General features: G+C 71.1%; 20 protein-coding genes and 1 pseudogene. 14 read left to right on the top strand and 7 right to left on the bottom strand.

The features are described 5' to 3' along the window. Positions 1 to 19 precede the first annotated feature (19 nt). Positions 20 to 736, top strand: a complete 717-nt coding sequence (locus DJ82_RS04855) for a DUF47 domain-containing protein (protein ID WP_094581195.1) — start codon at positions 20 to 22, stop codon at positions 734 to 736. A 33-nt stretch (positions 737 to 769) separates the two neighbouring features. On the opposite strand, the pseudogene DJ82_RS04850 reads toward DJ82_RS04855, so the two are convergent. Further along, positions 770 to 3,487, bottom strand: a pseudogene (locus DJ82_RS04850) (AAA domain-containing protein). Positions 3,488 to 3,618: 131 nt separating this feature from the next. Between DJ82_RS04850 and DJ82_RS04845 the strand changes: the two are divergent. Then, on the top strand, positions 3,619 to 4,170 hold the full coding sequence (locus DJ82_RS04845; RefSeq protein ID WP_094581194.1) for a hypothetical protein: 552 nt from the start codon (positions 3,619 to 3,621) through the stop codon (positions 4,168 to 4,170). Positions 4,171 to 4,277: 107 nt separating this feature from the next. Beyond that, positions 4,278 to 4,967, top strand: coding sequence for a hypothetical protein (locus DJ82_RS04840; protein ID WP_241881421.1), 690 nt, complete (start codon positions 4,278 to 4,280; stop codon positions 4,965 to 4,967). A gap of 8 nt (positions 4,968 to 4,975) precedes the next feature. On the opposite strand, the gene DJ82_RS04835 is transcribed toward DJ82_RS04840, so the two are convergent. Together DJ82_RS04835 and DJ82_RS04830 are read right to left on the bottom strand one after the other, a co-directional pair. Further along, positions 4,976 to 5,344, bottom strand: a complete 369-nt coding sequence (locus DJ82_RS04835; protein ID WP_094581192.1) for a cupin domain-containing protein — start codon at positions 5,342 to 5,344, stop codon at positions 4,976 to 4,978. A gap of 45 nt (positions 5,345 to 5,389) precedes the next feature. Then, positions 5,390 to 6,301 (bottom strand): 1,4-dihydroxy-2-naphthoyl-CoA synthase, encoded by a 912-nt coding sequence (locus tag DJ82_RS04830; protein ID WP_094557404.1) that lies wholly within the window; start codon positions 6,299 to 6,301, stop codon positions 5,390 to 5,392. Between the two features lie 226 nt (positions 6,302 to 6,527). Between DJ82_RS04830 and DJ82_RS04825 the strand changes: the two genes are divergently transcribed. Genes DJ82_RS04825 through DJ82_RS04815 form a run of 3 tightly spaced genes read left to right on the top strand, consistent with a single transcriptional unit; the run spans position 6,528 to position 9,150 of the window. Next, positions 6,528 to 7,550 carry an ABC transporter substrate-binding protein gene (locus DJ82_RS04825; RefSeq protein ID WP_094523495.1) on the top strand — a complete coding sequence of 341 codons (1,023 nt, stop codon included), beginning with the start codon at positions 6,528 to 6,530 and terminating at the stop codon, positions 7,548 to 7,550. Beyond that, on the top strand, positions 7,550 to 8,353 hold the full coding sequence (locus DJ82_RS04820) for an ABC transporter permease (RefSeq protein WP_094581191.1): 804 nt from the start codon (positions 7,550 to 7,552) through the stop codon (positions 8,351 to 8,353). The genes DJ82_RS04825 and DJ82_RS04820 overlap by 1 nt, the downstream gene beginning before the upstream one ends. Continuing rightward, the gene (locus DJ82_RS04815; protein ID WP_094557402.1) at positions 8,341 to 9,150 is read left to right on the top strand and encodes an ABC transporter ATP-binding protein; all 810 of its coding nucleotides are present in this window, start codon (positions 8,341 to 8,343) and stop codon (positions 9,148 to 9,150) included. The genes DJ82_RS04820 and DJ82_RS04815 overlap by 13 nt, the downstream gene beginning before the upstream one ends. A 96-nt stretch (positions 9,151 to 9,246) precedes the next feature. Here the strand turns inward: DJ82_RS04815 and DJ82_RS04810 are convergent, their stop codons facing one another. Continuing rightward, the gene (locus tag DJ82_RS04810) at positions 9,247 to 9,435 is read right to left on the bottom strand and encodes a hypothetical protein (RefSeq protein ID WP_094581190.1); all 189 of its coding nucleotides are present in this window, start codon (positions 9,433 to 9,435) and stop codon (positions 9,247 to 9,249) included. Positions 9,436 to 9,612: 177 nt separating this feature from the next. Between DJ82_RS04810 and DJ82_RS04805 the strand changes: the two genes are divergently transcribed. Further along, positions 9,613 to 10,464, top strand: a complete 852-nt coding sequence (locus DJ82_RS04805; RefSeq protein WP_094581201.1) for a universal stress protein — start codon at positions 9,613 to 9,615, stop codon at positions 10,462 to 10,464. A 192-nt stretch (positions 10,465 to 10,656) separates the two neighbouring features. Here the strand turns inward: DJ82_RS04805 and DJ82_RS04800 are convergent, their stop codons facing one another. Then, positions 10,657 to 10,887 (bottom strand): hypothetical protein, encoded by a 231-nt coding sequence (locus DJ82_RS04800; protein WP_094523503.1) that lies wholly within the window; start codon positions 10,885 to 10,887, stop codon positions 10,657 to 10,659. A gap of 186 nt (positions 10,888 to 11,073) precedes the next feature. Between DJ82_RS04800 and DJ82_RS04795 the strand changes: the two genes are divergently transcribed. Further along, positions 11,074 to 12,231 carry a BMP family protein gene (locus DJ82_RS04795; RefSeq protein WP_094581189.1) on the top strand — a complete coding sequence of 386 codons (1,158 nt, stop codon included), beginning with the start codon at positions 11,074 to 11,076 and terminating at the stop codon, positions 12,229 to 12,231. After that, entirely contained in the window at positions 12,231 to 14,606 is a 2,376-nt protein-coding gene (locus tag DJ82_RS04790) for a methyl-accepting chemotaxis protein (protein ID WP_094581188.1), read from the top strand. The genes DJ82_RS04795 and DJ82_RS04790 overlap by 1 nt, the downstream gene beginning before the upstream one ends. Here the strand turns inward: DJ82_RS04790 and deoC are convergent. Both deoC and DJ82_RS04780 read right to left on the bottom strand, forming a co-directional pair. Continuing rightward, a complete protein-coding gene (deoC, locus tag DJ82_RS04785) occupies positions 14,603 to 15,250 on the bottom strand; it encodes a deoxyribose-phosphate aldolase (RefSeq protein ID WP_094523509.1) in 648 nt (215 codons plus the stop codon). The two genes, DJ82_RS04790 and deoC, sit on opposite strands and share 4 nt — an antisense overlap. An 89-nt stretch (positions 15,251 to 15,339) precedes the next feature. Further along, on the bottom strand, positions 15,340 to 15,708 hold the full coding sequence (locus DJ82_RS04780) for an Hsp20/alpha crystallin family protein (RefSeq protein WP_170938243.1): 369 nt from the start codon (positions 15,706 to 15,708) through the stop codon (positions 15,340 to 15,342). A gap of 235 nt (positions 15,709 to 15,943) precedes the next feature. Here DJ82_RS04780 and gatD point away from each other — a divergent pair, with 235 nt between their 5' ends. The 5 genes from gatD to DJ82_RS04755 all read left to right on the top strand — a co-directional run bounded on the left by gatD (position 15,944) and on the right by DJ82_RS04755 (position 21,016). Beyond that, positions 15,944 to 17,251, top strand: coding sequence for a Glu-tRNA(Gln) amidotransferase subunit GatD (gene gatD, locus DJ82_RS04775; RefSeq protein ID WP_094581187.1), 1,308 nt, complete (start codon positions 15,944 to 15,946; stop codon positions 17,249 to 17,251). Next, the gene (locus DJ82_RS04770; RefSeq protein WP_094581186.1) at positions 17,248 to 18,363 is read left to right on the top strand and encodes a GNAT family N-acetyltransferase; all 1,116 of its coding nucleotides are present in this window, start codon (positions 17,248 to 17,250) and stop codon (positions 18,361 to 18,363) included. The genes gatD and DJ82_RS04770 overlap by 4 nt, the downstream gene beginning before the upstream one ends. Before the next feature lie 24 nt (positions 18,364 to 18,387). Beyond that, positions 18,388 to 18,603 (top strand): hypothetical protein, encoded by a 216-nt coding sequence (locus DJ82_RS04765; protein ID WP_094523515.1) that lies wholly within the window; start codon positions 18,388 to 18,390, stop codon positions 18,601 to 18,603. 46 nt (positions 18,604 to 18,649) lie between these two features. Then, a complete protein-coding gene (locus DJ82_RS04760; RefSeq protein ID WP_094581185.1) occupies positions 18,650 to 19,927 on the top strand; it encodes a DUF6498-containing protein in 1,278 nt (425 codons plus the stop codon). A gap of 81 nt (positions 19,928 to 20,008) precedes the next feature. Then, positions 20,009 to 21,016: an A24 family peptidase gene (locus DJ82_RS04755; protein WP_094581184.1), complete on the top strand. Its 1,008-nt coding sequence runs from the start codon at positions 20,009 to 20,011 to the stop codon at positions 21,014 to 21,016. Positions 21,017 to 21,041: the final 25 nt, after the last annotated feature.

Below are 21,041 nucleotides of genomic sequence, written 5' to 3'. Positions count from 1 at the left end.
GACGCGCGTGGGTCGAGGCATGCCCACCGACGCCGACTTCGGGGAACGGTTGGAGTCACGCACCGGGACGTATCTCGACCGGATCGACGACTGCGTCGCGCTCCTCCCGCGCGCCCTCGACGAGTACGCGAACGACGGTCCGTACCGCGCGACGGTCGGCGAGATCGCCGCCATCGAGAGCGAGTGCGACGAGCTGGTCCGCGAGATCACCGGGATCATCACGAACGCCGGCCCGGACGACGTCGGACTGCTCAACACGCGGATCAACTTCAACGAGTCGGCGCTGCTCGACTTCTACAACGAGCTCGACGTCGTCGCGAACCACACCGAGCGGATCGTCCAGGAGGTCGTCATGATGCAACCGGCGGCGGACGTCGACCCCTTCCGGGACATGCGCGAGATGGCGAGCCGCATCGCCGAGATGACCGTGGTGCTCGGCGACGTGGTGGAGGGGTTCGTCCGCGGGCTCGCCCGGAGCGACGCCACCGCGACGCTCACGGAGGGGGTCGAGGCGATCCGCGGGCTCGAGAGCGAATGCGACGAGCTTCGCAACGACGCCGTCGCGACCGCCTTCGCCGACGACGCGATCGAGGACCCGCTCGTCTACCGCGAGCTGGCGATCCTGCTGGACGAGCTGGCGAACACGATCGAGGACCTCACCGACCGGATCGTCGTCATCGCCAGCAAGGAGCCGGGGATCGTCACGGAGGCGGAGCCCGACGCGAGCGAGGAGTAGGGCCGACCGGCGGCGGGTCGGGCCGGCGACCGCCTACCGCCGCGCCCACGCCAGCATGCGCTCGTAGAACGGCTCCGAGGCGAGCGCGCCGGCGTCGCCGACCAAGGTCAGCTGCTTTTTGGCCCGCGTGAGCGCGACGTTCATGCGGCGGTGGTCCTCGAATATCGGCCCGTCGAGGTCGCCCGTCGCGACCAGCGAGACGACGATCACCTCCTTCGAGGAGCCCTGGAAGCGGTCGACAGTGTCGACCGTGACGGGGGTCCGCTCGCCGATCTCAGCGACCTGCGCGCGGAAGGGGGCGATGACGCCGATCTCGTCGGGGGCGACGCCGGCGGCGAGGTAGGCGTCGACGACCTCGGCGACGCGCTCGGCCTCCCGGACGTTCCGGTTGCCGTCGCGGGTCCCGTCGGGGTCGACGAAGGCGACGCCCCCCGCGAGCCCGTCCGGGAGTACCGCGGGGTCGACGCCGAGGTCGCGGAGGGTCTGACCCGCGACTTCGGGGGTCGCCGGGCGGAGCGCGCCGTCGTAGAACTCCGCGGAGGCGAACGCCTGGATGCGCTGGCTCATCCGGTACTGGCGGTCGAGCATGACGCTCGCGTCGGGGTACGCCTCGATGAGACGCTGGAAGAGCGACGTCCGGAGGTCGTTCTCGGCGCGGACGACGGGCGGGAGCTGCTCGTGGTCGCCGACGAGGACGAACCGGTCCGCGAGGTTGATCGCGGCGTGGGTTCCCGGCTCCGTGAGCTGGGAGGCCTCGTCGACGAGGGCGACGTCGAACTCGCACTCGCGCATCACGCGGGAGCCGCAGGCCGCGGTGGTGGCGGCGACGACGGGCGCGTCCCGCAGCTCGGCGGCCTTCGCGTTCGGGTCGCCGCGCTGGACGAGGCGCACGTCCTGCATGTCGCCGCGGACGCCGGTCTCGGCGCCGACGCGGAGCACGTCGCCGAACCCCTGATCGCGGAGCGCCTCCAGCGCGTTGTCGACCGCGCGGTTGGTGAACGCCGAGAGCAGCACCCGGTTGCCCTCCTCGACGAGCGCGCGGATCGTCCGGGCGATGGTGTACGTCTTCCCGGTGCCCGGCGGGCCGTGGATCAGCGCGCAGTCCTCGGCGTCGACGGCGAGCTCGACGGCCTCGTTCTGGGCCGCGTTGTTTCCGATGTAGGCGTCGGGGGCGTTCGGGTCGTCGCCTCCGGGCGCGTCGGCCGGCCGCTCGCTCTCCGCCCGGAACTCGGGCTCGCGCCGGCCGAACAGGACGTCTTTCCGCCGATCGCTCCCTTTTAAGATCGCGTCGTGGAGCGCGGTGAGCGAGCGGTCGACCGAGATCTCGGAGGGGTAGACGTCGAGCCGCCGGAGCTCCACCGGCTCGTCGGTCTCGACGACGACCTCGTCGCCCAGTTCGGTGATGCGGCCGAGCTCGGCGTGTCCCCCGACCGGGTCGCCGTCGCTCGCGAGCGCCACGTCGCCCTCGCGGAGCTTCGAGACGGCGTCGCCGGGCTTCCGAGCGCGGAGCTCCCACCGGGCGTCGTCGATCTCCGTCTGCGAGACCGGCTCCAGATCGATGAGCGCGCGGTCGTCGGCGGCGCGCTCCGCGGGCGTCTGCTCCCACAGCTTCCGGTACTCGGCGTGGGTCTCGCGGCGCTCCTCCTCCAAGGCGACGTAGAAGCGGTCGAAGTAGTCGCGCTCCTCGTCGGGGACCGGATTCCCGACCGACCCCGCCTTCGACTCTTGGTCGAGGCGGCCGGAGACGACCATGCAGGTGTCCTGCTCGAAGCAGTACTGGCACTAGGCGTCGGCCTCGTACCCCGTGGGAACGGTCGGGCGCTCGCCGGGGTCGTTGAGCGCGCGCCACTCCATCGCCGCGAGGGCGTTGCGCTCGCGGACGACGAACTCCAGCAGGCCCCGCCCCACCGAGAACTCCTTGGCGGGCGCGAGGTCGCCAGACTCCTCGTTGCGGTCGAGGGCGGTGTTCTTCGTGTACAGGAGGGTCCCGATGTCGGGGTCGACGCCGCGCTCGTCCAGCATGAGGGCGTAGCAGGCCGCCTGGATCTTGTCGTGGAAGCGCGGCTCCCGTTTGGTGTTCTTCCCGGTCTTCAGCTCCACGGGGGTCCCGCGGCGGAGCGCGTCGGCGCGCCCCTTCAGGCCGAACGTCGACGAGATGAGGGTGAACTCCGACCGCCACGTGTCCTCGTCCGAGAGCGTCCCCTGCGCGAGCCACCCCTCGATCGCCGCCGCGTTCCGGCGCACCTCGTCGGCGACCTCCTCGGGCTCGTAGCCCAACAGCCCGAGTTCGAGGCCGGCCTCCTCGACGCGGTCCGCGACCGACGCCTCCAGGTCCATCCCGCGCAGCAGGTCGCCGAACACCTCGTGGACGACGGTCCCCTTGACCACGGGGTAGTTGAGCGGGATCCCCGAGAGCTTATTTAAATAGTACATCCGCGGGCACTGCACCCACGAGCGGATCCCGGTCACGTCGACGAGGAAGTCGGGCTCGAGCACGACCCACGAGTCGCCCGTGGTCGCGTACCCGACCTCGCCGCCGAACTCGTCCTCCTCGGCGTCGGTGACGAGCAGCTCCATGCCCGTCTCGGCGTGTTCCGCTGTCTCCGCCCACTTCCCCCACAGCGTCACGTCGACCGGGTCGGCCGCGCCGCGCTCGGGCCGGATCCGGAGCTCGCGGAGCTCCCGGTCCCCGTACGACGTCGACACCGTCCGCGTCTCTCCGACGGAGAGGATCGGCCCCCGAACGTTCACGGCCGTCATCGGGAGCGGGCTCGAAAAACGCTGTCGGTGAGGGTATCGGTGCCGTCGCGGTCGCCGCCGTCGCGGTCGTCTCCGTCGCGACCGACACGCTCATGCGGCTCTCCCCGCTACGTTACGCCGACATGCGCGTACGAGACTGGGACGACATCCTCGCCGACGTCGCGAGCGACTCGACCGATCCGGACGGCTGGCGGGCCGTCGCCGGCTCCCGGCGCGAGGGGCTCGGCGAGGACCTCTACTTCGGCCACCCGAGCGTCGGCGTCTACCACCTCAAGACGTACGCGAAGAACCCGCGCGACCTCCGCGGCGTCGGCGCGCGGGTGGCCCGCAAGGTCGACGACGAGCTCGACCCCCTCCTCCCGAACGAGGGGTCTGACGGCCGGTTCGCGGTCCGGTCGCCGCCGGAGGACGAGGAGGCGGCGAAGGACGTCGCGACGCGGCTGCGCGAGACGCTAAAGGTCCACGCCGAGGCGCCGACGGACCCCGACCACCTGTTCGAGGACGTGATGGAGGCGATCGACTCGCCGGCGTTCGGGCCGATGGACTACCGGTTCGACGGCCGACCGGACGAGCTCGATGAGCTCTCCGACACGTTCGACGAGGCCGAGGAGCTCCTCTCCTCGGAGCTGGAGGATCTGATCGACGAGGACGACGTCGACCGCGGCTTCCACTGAGTCCGGCGGGCCCGAGCCCTCGTCCGGCGCGAAGCGGCCACAAACGTCTTCACCGAACGCCGGCCACTGTCGGTATGGCCTCCCCGCCTCGACGCTCCCTCCGAGCGATGGCACTGGTCGCGCTCGTCCTCGCGGCCGGCTGTACGGCCCTGCCCGTCACGGACGGACAGGCGTCGGGCCCGGAATCGACGGTGGAGAGCTTCTCGTACCCGTCCGGGTGGTCACAGGATGGGATCGCGGACCTCTCCGTCGCGCTGCGAACGCACGACGAGACGCTTCGCAACACCTCCCGCCGCAGTCGCATGGTCACCGCCGACGGTGACGCCAACCGAACGGTCGTGCGGACCTTCGACGCCGGGAACGACACCGTCTCGATACGGTGGTCGGACACGGAGTTCGGCCGCACCCTGCGCCACTACCTCAGCGCCGAGGGCGTGTTCGCGTACGACCCGGCGACGGAGGAGCTGACTCGGAACCCCCGCGAGAACTGGACCCCGGCCGAGGTGGCTTTTCACGACGGGGTCCGACGGCCGCTGACGGCGCTCGAACTCGACGCCACCGAGACGGTCACCGTCGAGGGGCGGACGGCCGTCAGGTACAACGTGACCGGTATCGAAGACCCCGGCGACGTTCCGGCGGACGACGCGAGCGGGCACGTCGTCGTCACCGAGGCGGGGTACATCGCGGCGTACGACGTCACGAGGGGGAACGACGATTTCTCCCTCCGGACCGCGTACGAGGTCACCGAGTTCGGGAACGCGACAGTGACTCGACCGGCGTGGCTGCCCGAGGAGTAGCGCCCGCGTCAGCCATCGACGCGCTCCGGCTCCTCTCTGGTCAGTTCGCTCTCCACGTCGCCCGTGTTCCGCGTGCCGGCCGGCTCGAAAAGCAGCATGTGCGCCTCCGGCTCGGCGACCGGGCGGTGTTCGGTCCCGCGGGAGACGACGATCAGTTCGCCGGCCTCTAGGACCGCGTCGTCGTCGCCGCGGAACTCGATCCGGAGCCGCCCCTCCGTGACGAGGAACAGCTCGTCGGCGTCGGCGTGGCTGTGCCAGACGAACTCGCCCTCGGCCTTCGCCAGCTTCACCGCCTGTCCGTTCAGCTCGCCGGCGAGGTGCGGGTTCCACCGCTCGTCGATGGCCTCGAACGCGTCCGCGAGGCTTACCTTCTCCATGCGGCTTCGTGGGCGCTTCACGCTTATAAACGACCGCGGCGGGCTTCAGTAGTGCCAGGGGTGCTCGCGGAACTCGGGCTCGCGCTTCTCGAGGAAGGCGTCTCTCCCCTCCTGCGCCTCGTCGGTCATGTACGCCAGCCGGGTCGCCTCGCCGGCGAACACCTGCTGGCCGACCATGCCGTCGTCGGTCATGTTGAACGCGTACTTCAGCATGCGCATCGCGGTCGGCGACTTCCTCGTCATCTCGTCGGCCCACTCCAGCGCCGCCTCCTCCAGCTCCTCGTGCGGGATCGCCTCGTTGACCATCCCCATGTCCGCGGCCTCCTCGGCGGAGTAGGTCTTCCCGCGGAAGAACACCTCGCGGGCCTTCTTCTGGCCGATCTGCTTCGCGAGGTAGGCGGAGCCGAACCCGCCGTCGAAGGAGGCCACGTCGGGGTCGGTCTGGAGGAACTTCGCGTGCTCGTCGCTGGCGAGCGTCAGGTCGCAGACGACGTGTAGCGAGTGCCCGCCGCCGACCGCCCAGCCGGGGACGACCGCGACGACCGGCTTCGGCATGAACCGGATCAGCCGCTGGACCTCCAGGATGTGGAGTCGCCCGGCGCGCGCCTCCTTGACGAGCGGGTCGTCCTCGTCGCCGGCCTCGTCGCCGTCGCGGTACTCGTAGCCGGAGCCGCCCCGCACCGACTGGTCGCCGCCGGAGCAGAACGCCCAGCCGCCGTCCTCCTCCGAGGGGCCGTTGCCGGTGAGGAGGACGCAGCCGACGTCCGCCTGCTTGCGCGCGTGGTCGAGCGCGGCGTACAGTTCGTCGACGGTGCCCGGTCGGAACGCGTTCCGGACCTCGGGGCGGTCGAACGCGATCCGGACGACCGGGACGTCGACGCCGCGGTGATAGGTGACGTCGTCGAACTCGTCGGTCACCCGCTCCCACGCGTCGGGGTCGAATATCTCCGAGACCATGCGCCGCAATTGACGGCCGACCGCATAAACGGCGGCGGATGCGCCGCGTGGCCGCGCCCCGCAGTAAATATTGCGTCGACCTGTGAGAGGTCTCTTTCGACTATGTGCGTGTCAGAACTCATCAAACGTCCATATTCTCCGTTTCGACCGACTCTCGACCGTCATCGGAATACGCCTTCGTTGCTGGTGACGCGGGGGTGTTGCCCGGGGAGCCCGTTTATACCGTATGCACGGAACACGCGCGCCGACCTCGCGTCGGTCCTTCCTCGCCGCCGCGGGCTCCTCCGCGACGCTCGGGCTCGCCGGCTGTCTCGGCGGCGGCGGCGGACTCGACGAGCTGACGGTCGCACACATGCCGATATACCCCGACCTCCAGTGGTACGTGATGGAGGGCGAGGGGTACTTCTCCGAGATCGACGCCGAGGTCACCGGGAAGGAGTTCACCGACGGCCCGGCGATCGTGCAGGCGTTCGGCGGCGGCGACATCGACGTCGCCATGTTCGGGATCGTGCCGGCGATGATCGTCATCGACCGCGACATCCCCGCGCAGGTGACGGCCGCGAACATCCGCGAGCCGATGGGGATCATGACCGCGGAGTCGTTCCACGAGCCCTTCGAGGCGGAGGGCGGCGACGCGTTCGCGACCTGGGCCGAGGAGAACGGCGGCCCCTTCCGCTTCGGCACCTTCCCGCAGGGGAGCGTCCCGGACGTGCTGCTCCGCTACTGGCTCCAAGAGAACGGCGTCGATCCCGAGTCGAACGAGCACGTCGAGATCATCGAGATCAACGGGGCCAGCGCGGTCTGGCAGGCGATCGCCAACGGCGAGATCGACGGTACCTCCATCATGGAGCCGGTGCCGACGATCGCGCAGGCGGAGGGGTCGTCCGTGACGATGCTCCGGACGGCCGCGCAGATCCTCCCCGGCCAGCCCGCGGCGGTCACGCTGATGAGCGACGCCGTCCGCGAGTCGCCGCTGGCCGCGCAGTTCGTCGAGCAGCACGTCCGCGCCACCGAGTTCATCGGTGAGAACCCGGACGCGACCGCCGGACACGTCGAGTCGGGGATCGGGATGCCGGCCGACCGCGCCCGGCGCGCGCTCGACTCGCCGCTGTCGAACTTCGTCACCGACCCCCGCGAGATCGTCGAGGCGACCCCGGTGTTCTCCGAGTTCGCCGCGAACAACGGGCAGATCGACGAACAGCTGTCGAACGAGACGATCTTCGACTTCGACGTCTACGACTCGCTCTGATGGCGACCGACACCGGCAGCCGGTTCGACGGGAACGAACTGCGCATCGGCCTCGGCCTCGACGACCCGCGCCGGCTTCTCCGCGGCGCGGCCGGCGTCGTCGGGTTCCTGGTCGTCTGGCACCTCGTCTCGCTCACCCAGCCGGCGTACGTGCTGCCGTCGCCGGCGGCGGTCGGGGTCGCGTTCGCCGAGGAGCTCGCCTCCGGCACGATGACGACCGCGCTGTGGTCGAGTGTCCGACACTGGATCCCGGGGACGATAGTCGGCACCGGACTCGGCGTCGCCGCCGGCGTCGCGTTCTCGTGGAACGGGCTCCTCGACGACGTGACCGCCCCGCTCGTCAGGACGCTCCGGCCGGTCCCGCCGCTCGCGCTGATCGGCTTCGCGATCGCGTGGTTCGGGATCAACGACGCCGGCGCGGCCTTCATCATCGCGGTCGGCGCGTTCTGGATCAACTACTACGCGGCGTACGAGGCCGTCGAGGGGGTCTCGGAGGACCTGCTCGACGTGGGCCGCACGCTCGGGGTCCGCGGCGACCTCGACATGGTCCGGTCGATCGTCCTCCCGGCCTCGCTGCCCGGGATCCTCACCGGGATCCGGACCGGGCTCGGACGCTGCTGGATGCTCGTGGTGGCCTCCGAGATATTCGGCGTGCCGGGCGTCGGCCGCGAGATCCTGCGCGCGAGCAACAACCTGCTCGTCGACACCGTGATCGCGTACATCCTCGTGTTGAGCCTGATGTACCTCCTCGTCGACGTGGCGTTCCGCGCGGTCCAACGGAGGGTGTTAGTGTGGCGGGCGTGAACGAGGGGCCGACCACGGGCGACGACCGCACGGGCGCGATCGCCGGAGAGTCCGGCGTCGTCGTCGACGGCGTCGGCAAGACGTACGACGGCGACGGGAACCCGGTCCGGGCGCTCGACGACGTCTCCTTCGGGGTCGACGGCGGCGAGTTCGTCTGTCTCGTCGGCCCGTCCGGCTGCGGGAAGACGACGCTGTTCCGGATCATCGCCGGGCTCACCGGGGCCACCGACGGGCAGGTCCGCCTCGCCGGCGCCCCGGTCACCGGGCCGACGACGGACATGGGGGTCGTCTTCCAGGAGTACCACCTGTTCCCGTGGCTCACGGTCGAGGAGAACGTCGGCTACGGGCTCGAACGGAGCGACCGGTCCGAGGCGGAGCGCGCGAGTCGGGTCGACGAGATGCTCGAACTCGTCGGGCTCTCGGAGTTCCGGGAGTCGTACCCGAAGTCGCTCTCGGGCGGCATGAAACAGCGCGTCGCCATCGCGCGGGCGCTCGCCGTGGACCCGGAACTGCTCCTGATGGACGAGCCGTTCGGCGCGGTGGACGCGCAGACGCGGGAGATGCTCCAGCGGGAACTGCTCGACGTGTGGGCCTCGACCGGAAAGACGGTCCTGTTCGTCACTCACGACGTCGCCGAGGCGGTGACGCTCGCCGACCGGATCGTCGTGATGGCCGCCGAGCCGGGCCGCGTCGCCGAGGTCGTCGACGTCGGCGTCGATCGGCCCCGAGAGCGCGGCGACCCGGCCTTCGGGGAGCACGTGGCCCGCGTCCGGGAGCTGATCGGCGCGCGACCGTAGTCGGTCGCTCCTCGTCCCGGCGGCTCTTCTCTCCTCTTCGCTCCCTCGTCGGCTCCTCTCCCCTCCCTCGTCGGCTCCTCTCCCCTCCCTCGTCGGCTACTCTCCACCTTCGGGCGGCTCCGCTCCGTCGGACTCGTCGGCGGCGGCGGCCAGATCGTCGATGCGGGTCCGGACCACCGACAGCGTCGCGTCGGCGTCGGCGTACCCCTGATCGTAGTCGTTCAGCGCGGACTCGGTCTCGTCGAGGAACCGCTCGACCGCGGCCTCGATCGACTCGTCGCTCATGGACACCGGTTCGCTCTCCGGGCCGTTATACTTCAGGACTCGGGGCGCACCGCACGCCGTTCGCGCCGGATCGCCCGGATCGGAACCGACCGAGCGTTTTATAATGCGAGCAACAGTATTGTACAGTATGAGAAATATTGATAACCGTCGCGCGACGGTTCTGCCGGGGTGGGGACGATGACCGGGAAGTCGGCGGTGCTCGCGACGGACCTCTCGACGGCGAGCGAGTCGATGATCCAGTCGGAGACCGGGCTGAGCTGCCTCGAACAGATCGGCGTCGACCGGATCCACCTCGTGACGGTCGTGCCCTCCAACGTCCACTCGGGGATGCCCGGGATGGGGTTCGAGAAGCGCCGGAAGGAGGCGCTTCGCCGCTACAGTTCGACGGTCGAAGACGCCGGGTTCGACGTCGAGACGCACGTCGTCCGCGGGACGCCGCACCGACGGATCAACGGGGTCGCGGGCTCCGTGAACGCCGACCTGATAATGGTCGGTTCGCGCGGGAAGAGCCCGCTCGAGAACCGCGTGATCGGGTCGACCGCGCGCAACCTCGCCCGCACGACGGTCGTGCCGCTCATCGTCGACCGCATCGAGCGCGGCGTCGAGGAGCCCGAGACGGTCCGCCGACACCTGTTCAAGCGAACGCTGTTCGCGACGGACTTCTCTGAGAACGCCGAGCGCGCGTTTCGGTCGTTCGAGTACCTCCGGCACGCGACGAAGGAGGTCACGCTGGTCCACGTCGAGTCGCCGAAAGACGACACGGGCGAGGGCGCCGACCCGCAGGACCGCCTCGACGACCTCGCCGACCGGCTGGACGAGCTGGAGCTCGACGCCCGCACGGAGATCCGCCGCGGCGACCCCGCGGACGAGATCCTCGCCGCAGAGGCGGAGCACGACCCGAGCACGCTGATGATCGGCTCACGGGGTCGCAGCCGGCTGCGCCGACTGCTGCTCGGCAGCGTCTCCCAGGAAGTGGTCGCCCGGGCGACGGGCAACGTCTTCCTCGTGCCGCCGCCGCGGTCGGTGTGACCTCGCCGCGCGCCGCACGCCGCGGACGAGCTGTCGGCCGCGTCCGCGGCGGGTGCTGAATGCTGTTGTATAGTACGCGCACAACTACGTCTCAGGAGCGTGCCGTGCGACCGACCGCCCCGTGCCGGATCCGCACGGGCGTCGATACGATCCGCCTCGGTCGGCCTCTCGGCCGGAGCGTTCGGCGACCGCTCAGCGACGCCGCAGCGCGTAGGTCGCGTAGCCGACGGCGGCGAGCAGGCCCGTCGAAAGCAGGCTCCCGTACACGGCCGGCGAGACGTCGACGTAGCCGCCGAACGGGTTCGTCAGCGCGAATACCAGGACGGTGAGGGCGATAGCGATGAGGATCCCCACCGCGCCAAACGCCTTGAAGGCCGTGTCGAGGTCTAAACCACGCGATTCGGGTCCGGTCGAATGACTCATACCACCTGATACTGACTCGATAGGTAAATGGGTACGAGGGCGTTCCCACGCCCGGAGAATGCGTGGACGGGCCGGATTCGGGTCGCGGCGCGTCGGACGGACTCGCGATCCCTCGTCAATAGTTACTATCATCGTCGATAATTTACGCGCAGCTGTTTTCCCTCCGATCCGTCGACGCCAGATCAGATGACGCATACGCGATCGCTGACGACAGTCTCACGTCGCCGGGTCGTCGCCGGAGTCGGCGCCGCGGCGGCCGGCGGCCTCGCCGGGTGTCTGGGCGGCGACCCCGGCGACGGTTCGACTTCGGCCGGAGACGGAACGAACGCGGCGACGACGGCCGACGAATCGGCGATCGGCGACGCGAGCGACGCCAGCGCGACGGTCGGCATGATCTACGCGCTCGGCGGACTCGACGACCGATCGTTCAACGACGCCGCCAACAGGGGGATCCAACGCGCGCGCCTCGACCACGACGTGGCGTTCGCGAACGAGGAGCCGAGCGCGTTCCCGGAGCTTCGGAGCACGCAGGCGTCGCTGTCGGAGTCGAACGACCCCGATTACGACCTGATCTGTTGTGTCGGGTTCCTCCAGGCGGACGGCCTCTCGGCGGTCGCGAGCGAGCATCCGGACCAGCGGTACGCGATCGTTGACTCCGCCGTCGACCGCGACAACGTGGCGAGCTACGTGTTCCGCGAACACGAGGGGTCGTTTCAGGCGGGTCACCTCGCCGGGCTGGTGACGGGCCGCGACGTGTCGGTCGGGGCGGGATCCACCGTTCCCGACGAACGGACCGTCGGCTTCGTCGGCGGCGTCGAGTCGGACCTCGTGCGCAAGTTCGAGGCCGGCTACCGCGCCGGCGTCGACCACGCGGCCGCGGACGCGTCGACGCTCGCCACGTACGTCGGCGCATTCGACGACCCCGAGAGCGGGTACGCCGCCGCAGCGGAGATGTACGATCAGGGCGCCGACGTGGTGTATCACGCGGGCGGCGGGAGCGGCCTCGGCGTGTTTCAGGCCGCACAGGAGTACGGCCGGTACGCGATCGGCGTCGACTCCGACCAGTCGCGGAGCAACCCGCGGTACGCGGACGTGATCCTCGCGTCGATGGTGAAACGCGTCGGTACCGCCGTTTACGACGCCGCCGAACGGACCATCGACGGCGACCTCGGCACGGGTGAGACGGCCGCGCTCGGCCTCGCCGAGGACGGCGTCGCGCTCGTGTACGGCACGTCGCTCGGGCCGGTGATCCCGGACGACGTGCGCGCCGCGATCGCCGCGTCCGGCGACCGGATCGTCGCCGGCGACCTGTCGGTCCCCTCGGACCCGGAGGAGTTGAACTGATGGCTCCCGGAGTCGTCGACCGGCTGGCGCGGGCGGCGAGTCGGGTCCTTCCCGACGCGGTCCGACGACGGTACGCCGCCAAGTTCGCGCTCGCGTTCCTCGTCGTGGCGGCGGTCGTCGTCGCGGGCGGCGCGTTCACTTACCTCCAGACCGGAGAGACCGTGGAGGCCGACGCGACGACCCAACTGGCCGAGACCGGCGGCCTACAGGCCGACGCGATCGGCTCGTGGACCGAGCGGATGAGCACGGAGACCCGATCGATGTCGGCGGCCGACGCGCTCCGGTCGGACCGGCGCGCGCCGGCGTACATCCTGTTGAAAGACGAGCTGCTCTCCGACGACATCGTCAGCATCCACCTCGTCGACTCGGGGGAAGACCGGGTCGTCGCAAGCACGGAACAGCCGTTGGAGGGCCGCGCCCCGAGCGACCTCGACGCGCCGTGGAGCGACGCCGACGTCCCGGAGGGCGTCGGGAGCGACGACCGCGTCTGGCGGTCGGCTCGCTCGTACCGGTCGCCCGTGCTCAACGACCGGCCGGTGATGGCGTTCGCCAGCTCCGTGCCGCGGGCCGACGGTCGGTACCTCGTCGTGGTGACTCGCATCCAGCCGCAGCTCGAACGGATCCAGAACACCGACACCGGCGAGGAGACGATGATCCTCAACGCCGCCGGGCAGACAGTCCTCGACATCGACGGCACGGTCGACGAGGGCGAACACGCCGACGCCGTCGAGACGGTCCGAGAGGGGAACGCAACGACCGCGACGCGGATCGGCGACGGTCAGGTCCACGCGTACGCGTCGGTCCCCGACACGGACTGGGTGGCGGTCACGAGCGTCGACCAGTCGACGGCCTTCGCCGTCCGGAACGACGTGGGGGACTCGGTGCTGCTGCTGCTCCTCCTCACGCTCGCGTCGCTGGGTATCGTCGGGGCCGTGCTCGGTAGCCGGACGGTCGTCCCCCTCGCGCGGCTGCGAGACCGCGCCGAGCGCATCGAGTCGGGCGACCTCGACGTCGACCTGACGACCGGCCGGATCGACGAGATCGGTCGCCTGTTCACGAGCTTCGGCGAGATGCGGGACGCGCTCCGCGAGCGGATCGCCGAGGCCGAGACCGCGGCAGACGAGGCGGAGGCGGCTCGCGAGGAGGCCGAGGCCGTCACCCGGGACATGGAAACCCGCGCGGCCGACTACAGCGAGGTGATGGGAGCGGTCGCGGACGGCGATCTCACCCGGCGGATGGACCCCGACGCGGACCGCGACGCGATGCGGGAGATCGCCGAGGAGTTCAACGACATGGTGTCCCAGCTGGAACGGACCACCGCGCGGGTCGCCGCCTTCGCCGCCGAGGTCGACGACGCGAGCGCGGAGCTCGCGACCGGCGCCGACGAGGTCGAGACCGCGAGCGGGACCGTCAGCGAGCAGATCCAGGAGATCGCCGACGGGGCGGTCAGACAGGACGAGCGGCTCGACGCGGTGAGCGGCGAAATGAGCGACCTCTCCGCGAGCATCGAGGAGGTCGCGTCGTCGGCCGCGTCCGTCGCGGAGACCGCGGAGGCCGCCTCGGAACGCGGCGCGACCGGGCGCGAGGCCGCCGCGGAGGCGCTCGACGAGATGGACGCGATCGAGGAGCGCTCCGCGGCCGCGGTCGAGCAGATGGAGTCGCTCGACGACCGCATGGACGAGATCGACGAGGTCGTCGAGTTCATCACCGACGTGGCCGAGCAGACGAACATCCTCGCGTTGAACGCCTCCATCGAGGCCGCCCGCGCCGGCGAGGCCGGCGAGGGCTTCGCGGTCGTCGCCGACGAGGTCAAGGACCTCGCGGAGGAGACGCAGGAGGCGGCCGCCGAGATCGAGTCGCAGATCGACGCCGTCCGCGGGGAGGCGGACGAGACAGTCGACGACATCCGCGAGACGAACGCGCGGATCGACGAGGGGTCCGACACCGTTCGCGAGGCGTCGTCGTCCCTCGAGGCCGTCGTCGACGCGGTCGAGGAGACGAATCACGGTGTCCAGGAGATAAGCGAGGCCGCCGAGGACCAGGCCCGGTCGACCCAGCGCGCGGTCGAGGGGGTGGAGGACGTCGCCGAGGTGAGCGGGGAGGTCGCCACCGGCTCCGAGCAGGTGTCCGCCGCCGCCGAGCAGCAGACGGCGACCGTCACCACGATCGCCGAAAACGCCGACCGGCTCCGGGAGCAGGCCGAGGCGCTCTCGGAGTCCGTCTCGGCCTTCGAGGTCGACGTGGACCCGGACGATATCGAGAGCGAGACGGACGGCGAGAACGCCGGGCAGGGCGGGGTCGGCGGCGACGACCGAACCGGACACGGCCTCGCCGCCGACGGCGACGGACGAGACCGGTCGGCCGACGAACGCTAGTCCCCGCTCTCGGGGTGGCCTTCGACGATCGCAACGCCGGAGGAGGCGCCGATCCGCGCCGCGCCCGCGTCGAGCATCGCTTTCGCCTCCTCGTATGAGCCGACGCCGCCGGAGGCCTTCACCGGGAGGTACTCGCTCATCAGTTCCACGTCGGCGACGGTCGCGCCGCCGTCGGCGAAGCCCGTCGACGTCTTCACCATGTCGGCGTCGGCCTCGACGGCGGCCTCGCAGGCGCGGCGCTTCTCGTCGTCGGTCAGGAGCGCGGTCTCGATGATCACCTTCACCGGGACCGGCACCGCGGCGACCACGTCGGAGATCTCGGCGGCGACGACGTCGTCCTCGCCGGCCTTCAGGCGGCCGACGTTGATCACCAGGTCGATCTCGTCGGCGCCGTCCTCCCACGCGCCGACCGCCTCGTCCCGCTTCGCCTCCGGCGCGTGCTGACCGTGGGGGAACCCCGCGACGGTCGCGATCGTCGACGGGGCGTTCCCGTAGTCGGCCGCCTCTGCGACGTAGCAGGGGGGAATGCAGGCGTTCATCCCGTGGTCGGCCGCCTCGGCGAGGACTGCCTCGACGTCTCTCCAAGTCGTCTCCGGGCCGAGCACGGTGTGGTCGATGCTGGCGGCGAACGCGTCGCGGTCCATGCCGTCACGGTCTGCGCGACCGGTAAAAGGCGTACCGACCCCGGACGGGAACCGATTCGCGAGCGGTCCCAGCGGGCGAGACGCCCGCGTCAGCTCTCGATCTCGATCTCCGTTCCGGTCATCGCGGCGTCGACGACGACGGGCAGCCGAACGCTGAGGATGCCGTTCTGATACGAGGCATCGATGGCCTCCTCGTCGACGGTCTTCGGGAAGCGGAACCGACGGTGGTAGGTCCGGCGCATGCCGCGCTGTTCGTCCTCGCGTTCGGCGGCGACGTTGAGGACGCCGTCGTCCCACGAGGCCGTGATCTCCTCGGGATCGAACCCGGGGAGCTCTATGGAGAGGACGAACTCGTCCTCCTCCTCGTACAGTTCGTAGTCGTTACCACCGGTTTCGAACAGTCGGTTCGGGAAGTCGAACCCCTGCGTCCACGAACTGGTCGGCGTCGGCAGAGCCATTGCTCATCACCTCGAATGCAGTTAATTATAGGGTAGCGATTCTATATGAATGTTTTGAATCATGTGGGTTGTTTGCAATACTATAGCGGTGGTGTGGAGGGAGCGGAGGGAACGGTGGGAGCGGAGGGAGTGAAAAGCGGGCGAGCCGTCGCCGGCCTGGGAACGGTCGCCGCCCGGAAGCGGTCGCCGCGGCCGAACGGTTGGATTCAAGTCCGCCGCAGGGGAAGCGGGTGGTATGCAACCGGGAGATCGCGTCCGCGTCGAGCGCGGGGACGTCACGAACGAGGGCGTACTGCTCCCCTCGACGACTCGCGACCACCTCGTCGTCAAGCTCGACGGGGGGTACAACGTCGGCGTCGACCGCGACGAGGCCGACGTCGAAGTGCTCGAATCGGGCGCCCGCGACGTCGACGAGGGGGCCGACGCGGGCGGCGGCGAGGCCTCCGAGATCACCTTCGACGACGACCTGCCGACGGTGTCGCTCATCTCGACCGGCGCGACGATCGCCTCGACCGTCGACTACCGGACCGGCGCGGTCACCGCCCAGTTCGACGCCGAGGACGTGCTTCGGGCCGTGCCCGACCTGGCCGGCCGCGCGAACTACCGCGGGCGCGTCGTCGCCAACATCCTCTCCGAGAACATGGAGCCGTCCATCTGGCGGGAGCTCGCCGAGGCGGTCGCGGAGGAGGTCGCGGCCGGCGCGGACGGCGTCGTCGTGATGCACGGCACCGACACGATGCAGTACTCCGCCTCCGCGCTCTCCTTCATGCTCGACTCGCCCGTTCCGGTCGTGTTCACCGGGAGCCAGCGCTCCGCGGACCGCCCCTCCTCGGACAACGTGATGAACGCGGTGTGCGCGGTCGAGGCCGCGAAGGCCGACCACGCGGAGACGCTCGTCTGCATGCACGCGAGCCCCTCCGACGACGCCTGCGCGCTCCACCGCGGCACCCGCGTCCGGAAGAACCACACCTCTCGCCGCGACGCCTTCGAGACGGTCGGCGCCCGATCGCTCGGCGTCATCGACTACGAGGCCGCGGCCGAGGCGGGCGCCGAGGGCGACGCGGCCGACGCCGCCATCGAGTGGAACCGAGAGCCGCTCCCGCGGGGGAGTGAGGCGAGCGAGGGCGACGGAGACGCGGAGGCCGGCCTCGCGCCCGACCTCGACGGCGACGTGGAGCTCGCGAAGTTCACGCCGGGCATGGACCCGGCCGCGTGGGACTACCTCGACGGCAAGGACGGCGTCGTGATCGAGGGGACTGGTCTCGGCCACGTCCACACCGACCTCGTCCCGCGGATCGCGGAGCTGGTCGAGGACGGCACCGTCGTCGCGATGACGAGCCAGTGCCTCGACGGCCGCGTCTGCGACCGCGTGTACGACACCGGCCGCGACCTGCTCGACGCGGGCGTCGTCGAGGCGGGCGACACCCTCCCCGGCACCGCGAAGGTGAAGCTCATGTGGGCGCTCGCGAACCTGTCGGACCCCGCCGAGCGATGGCCCGCGACCTCGCGGGAGCTCACCGAGGAGTCGCAGCCCTGGCGATGACGGAGTCGGACGGGGAGCCGCCGCGCGCCCCCGGATCGACGCCCGCCGGACCGACCGTCGTCGTCCGCGAGGCCCGCCCCGCCGACGCCGGCGCGGTCGCGGCGTTCACGCGGGACACGTGGGGCGAGCGGCACGAGGACTACCTCCCGCGGGTGTTCCCCGAGTGGGTCGCCGCCGACGACCCGGACCGCGGCACCTTCGTCGCGACGCTTCCGCCCGAGGCGGTGGCCGGGAGCGACGCGGTCGCGGGGAACGACGACCGCGATCCGGGTGACACCGTGATCGAGGGCGACGGCGCGGGCGCCGCCGCCCCCGGCGAGCCGGAGGCCGTCGTCGGCTGCATCCGGGGCGCCCTGCTCACCGAGTGGGAGGCGTGGGGACAGGGGATCCGCGTCGACCCCGCCGCCCGCGGCTTCGGCGTCGGGACCGCCCTCTCGACCGGCGCGCTCGACTGGGCGCGCGACCGCGGCGCGACGGTCTGCCGGAATATGGTCTTCTCGTGGAACGTCGCCGGACTCGGCCAGTCTCGCGCGGTCGGCTTCGAGCCGGCGACGGAGTTCCGGTTCGCGGAGCCCGAGCCGGCGGCGGACGTCGGCGATCCGGAGACCGCGGCGACTGCCTCCGACTCCGACGGGCTCCGCGTCCTCGACGGTCCGGACCCGAACGCCGCGTGGGCGTTCTGGGCCGACAGCGACGCCCGCGACCACCTCGGCGGGCTCGCGCTCGACGACGGCGAGCCGTGGGCCTGTTCCGAACTCACTCGCGAGCGGCTCCGGGTCGCGGCCGACGACGACCGCCTCCTGGCGGTCGCCGGCGCCGACGCGCTGGCCGGGTTCGCGGTCCGGGCCCGCGTCTCGGAGCGGCCGGGCGACGACGGGGACGACGCCCCCGAGCGCGTCGCCGTGTACGGCGCCGCCGCCTGGCGAGACGTCGACGCGGCGGGCGCGCTTTATAAATCGATCGCCGCGGACGCGGCCGCGGTCGACGCCGACGCCGCGCGCGTGCTGATCCCCGAGACGGTGGAGCACGTGAGCGACACCGGCGCGAACCGGGTGCCGGTCGCCGGCGAGCCCGACTTCGTCATGCGGGCCGACCTCACGGGCGAACTATAAGCGTCGCCCGCCGAACAGGGTATCATGACGCTCCTCTCCGGGGTCGCCCTCCCGTGGTCGCTCCCGCTCACGCTCGTGGTCTACGGGGTCGTCGTCGCCGCCGCGGCGTGGATCTACCGCGACGCGAGGGAGCGCGGGAGCCGCTACGCGCCCCTCTGGGCGGTCGCGACCCTCGCGTTCACCATCGTCCCCGTGCTCGCGTACCTCTACCTCCACCGCGACGCCGGCCCGGCGCGGTGAGCGTCGCGGACCGTTTTTAGGCTCGGGACACAGATCGACGATCGGAATGCCCTCTACCGCTCGCTCCGGTCCGTTGAGCGCGCTCGCTCGGGGTCGCCGCTTCAGGGCGCTCGCGCTCTTCGTCTCGAATCTCCTCCCGCTCGCGGGCGTCGTCGCGGTCGGCTGGAACGCGGCCGCGCTGATGACGCTGTACTGGTTCGAACTCGGAATCGCCTCGCTCTGGGCCCTCGTCCGCGCGCTGTTCGCCGGCCGACCGTCCGAGATCGAGCGCACCGCGCTGATCGCCGGGCCGCTCGCGAGCCGCCGCGCCGCGCTCTCCGTCCCTCGCACGGGAGTTCAGATCCGTCTCTCATCGCTGCTCGTGCTCCCGGTCATCGCTCCGATACTCTGTGCCGTCTGGCTGTTCGTCGGGGGACTCACGGTGGGCGTCGTCGCCGACGGCGGCCTCTCGCCGGACGCGCTCGACACCGTGACCCTCGCGGTCCTCGCCGTCTTCGTCGGCGAGGGAGCGACGACGCTCGCCGAGTACTTCGCCGGCGGCGAGTACCGCGACCACAGCGCGCAGACGGCCGTTCGCGGCGTGTTCGTCCACGCCGGAGCCGTGTTCTTCGCCGCGCTGTTCACCGTCGCGCTCGTCGGTGCGGCGACGCTCGACGGGGACGCGCCGATATCGGCGCTCGATCCCGACGCGGTCGGCCTCCCCCTCCTGCTCGGCGTGATCGGGTTGAAGGCCGCCGTCGACCTCGCGGGGCTGTACCGCGACCGGGTCGACGCGTTCGACGAGTCGCAGGCGTTGGACCTCGGGTTCTCGTACGACCCGCCGACCACCGACTCGGTCCACAGCTCCCTCGACGGTCCGGTCGATGCGGTCCGTCTTCCCCGGCGCTCGCGGTTCGCCGGGGCGCTCGCGACGGTCTCCGTCCACCCGGGGCTGTGGTGGCTCGCCGCTGTCCCCGTGTTCGTCGCGGCGCTGTTCGCGATCGGCGGCGACTGGACGACCGTCACCGTCCTCTCGGTCGTCGCCGTCGCAGTCCCGCTCTCTCTCGCCGCGGTCGACCACGAGCTCCGGCACGGTCTCGTCGCGTACCGCGCCGGCGACGACGCGCTCGTCGCCCGCGACCGCCTGTTCGGTGCGACGCTGTGGCGCGTCGAGTCGTGGGATGAGACCGGCTTGCGCGTGGAACGGACGTGGCTCGACCGCCGGCTCGGCACCGAGACGGTCGTGATCGAACTCCGCGACGAGGAGCACCGGGTCCCGGGGCTGTCGGACCCGGACACGGTGCTCGCGGTGTTCGATCGGCGCGCCGATCGACCGGACGACTGACTTCGCGTCGCCCTCGGGTCCGCTATCGATATCGATACCCGAACCCGAACGCCTAATTACGCCCGCGGCGGCCGTGGAGACATGGTCGCCACGCTGCCGGACCTCCTGCGACTGCTCGTCGTCCCCGTCTTCGCGTGGGCGGCGCTGCGGGACGTCCGGACCCGACGCCTCCCGAACCGGATCTGGCCGCCGCTGTACGCGTTCGGGGCGCTGCTGTTGGTCTGGGAGGTGGCGTCGATATGGCCGATCGCCGGGGTAGAAGAGACGCGGTTCGCCGTCCAGGTCGCGATCAGCCTCCTGTTCGTCGCGCCGCTGGGCTACGCGTTCTGGTTCCTCGGCGCGTTCGGCGGGGCGGACGCGACGGCGCTGATCGCGCTCGCGATTCTCTTTCCCACCTTCCCGGAGTACGCCGTCGCCGGCGCGGAACTCCCGCTCGTCGAGACCCAGATCGGCGTGTTCTCGCTCACGGTCCTCACGAACACGGTGCTGCTCGGGCTCGCGTACCCCCTCGGCCTCGCCGCGGTGAACCTCGCGCGCGGCGAGCGCTCCGCGAACATGTTCCTCGCCCGCCCGGTGGCGACGGAGTCGCTGTCGGACCGCCACGGTCGGCTCTTCGAGGACGACGACGGGGAGACCCGGAGCGGGCTGGACCTGGACGCGCTCCGGATGTACCTCCGGTGGCGCGGACTGCGGCTCGCCGACGTCCGCGCCGACCCGGGCCGCCTCCGCGACCCGGAGAGCGTCGGCGAGACGTTCGAGCCGACCGACGGCGGGACGCACGTCGGCCCCCTGACCGACGGTGGGACCGCGGCCGACTCGGACGTCGAGGCCGCCTCGCAGTCGGGTCTCGGACCGGCGGCGTTCGACGACCCGTGGGCCGCCGAGCGGTTCCTCGCCGAGATCGACCACGGCGCGTACGGCACCGTGGCCGAGACGCTCCGCGGCGGACTGGCGGTCGTCGCCCGGAAGGACCGCGTGCTGCTGTCGCCCGGCATGCCGTTCGTCGTCCCGATGGCGGTCGGGCTGGTCGTCGCGCTGACGTACGGCGACGCGCTGTTCGCGCTGCTCGGCGTCGTCGGACTGGTCTGAGAGAACCCCGCGGGACGGTCGTCGC

Origin of the sequence: Halorubrum sp. Ib24, assembly GCF_002252745.1 — an archaeon.
Lineage (GTDB): Archaea > Halobacteriota > Halobacteria > Halobacteriales > Haloferacaceae > Halorubrum.
The sequence above is the reverse complement of the archived record's forward strand: the minus strand, read 5'-3'. Positions and strand labels throughout refer to the sequence as shown.

Bases quoted from the DNA above. Each gene is read 5' to 3' on its own strand.
- gatD (WP_094581187.1), top strand. From the start codon at position 15,944: ATGCAACCGGGAGATCGCGTCCGCGTCGAGCGCGGGGACGTCACGAAC.
- deoC (WP_094523509.1), bottom strand. From the start codon at position 15,250: ATGGACCGCGACGCGTTCGCCGCCAGCATCGACCACACCGTGCTCGGC.
- DJ82_RS04795 (WP_094581189.1), top strand. From the start codon at position 11,074: ATGACGCATACGCGATCGCTGACGACAGTCTCACGTCGCCGGGTCGTC.
- DJ82_RS04845 (WP_094581194.1), top strand. From the start codon at position 3,619: ATGCGCGTACGAGACTGGGACGACATCCTCGCCGACGTCGCGAGCGAC.
- DJ82_RS04780 (WP_170938243.1), bottom strand. From the start codon at position 15,708: ATGGCTCTGCCGACGCCGACCAGTTCGTGGACGCAGGGGTTCGACTTC.
- DJ82_RS04810 (WP_094581190.1), bottom strand. From the start codon at position 9,435: ATGAGCGACGAGTCGATCGAGGCCGCGGTCGAGCGGTTCCTCGACGAG.
- DJ82_RS04840 (WP_241881421.1), top strand. From the start codon at position 4,278: ATGGCACTGGTCGCGCTCGTCCTCGCGGCCGGCTGTACGGCCCTGCCC.
- DJ82_RS04760 (WP_094581185.1), top strand. From the start codon at position 18,650: ATGCCCTCTACCGCTCGCTCCGGTCCGTTGAGCGCGCTCGCTCGGGGT.
- DJ82_RS04820 (WP_094581191.1), top strand. From the start codon at position 7,550: ATGGCGACCGACACCGGCAGCCGGTTCGACGGGAACGAACTGCGCATC.
- DJ82_RS04825 (WP_094523495.1), top strand. From the start codon at position 6,528: ATGCACGGAACACGCGCGCCGACCTCGCGTCGGTCCTTCCTCGCCGCC.
- DJ82_RS04855 (WP_094581195.1), top strand. From the start codon at position 20: ATGCCCACCGACGCCGACTTCGGGGAACGGTTGGAGTCACGCACCGGG.
- DJ82_RS04805 (WP_094581201.1), top strand. From the start codon at position 9,613: ATGACCGGGAAGTCGGCGGTGCTCGCGACGGACCTCTCGACGGCGAGC.
- DJ82_RS04830 (WP_094557404.1), bottom strand. From the start codon at position 6,301: ATGGTCTCGGAGATATTCGACCCCGACGCGTGGGAGCGGGTGACCGAC.
- DJ82_RS04790 (WP_094581188.1), top strand. From the start codon at position 12,231: ATGGCTCCCGGAGTCGTCGACCGGCTGGCGCGGGCGGCGAGTCGGGTC.
- DJ82_RS04765 (WP_094523515.1), top strand. From the start codon at position 18,388: ATGACGCTCCTCTCCGGGGTCGCCCTCCCGTGGTCGCTCCCGCTCACG.
- DJ82_RS04755 (WP_094581184.1), top strand. From the start codon at position 20,009: ATGGTCGCCACGCTGCCGGACCTCCTGCGACTGCTCGTCGTCCCCGTC.
- DJ82_RS04835 (WP_094581192.1), bottom strand. From the start codon at position 5,344: ATGGAGAAGGTAAGCCTCGCGGACGCGTTCGAGGCCATCGACGAGCGG.
- DJ82_RS04770 (WP_094581186.1), top strand. From the start codon at position 17,248: ATGACGGAGTCGGACGGGGAGCCGCCGCGCGCCCCCGGATCGACGCCC.
- DJ82_RS04800 (WP_094523503.1), bottom strand. From the start codon at position 10,887: ATGAGTCATTCGACCGGACCCGAATCGCGTGGTTTAGACCTCGACACG.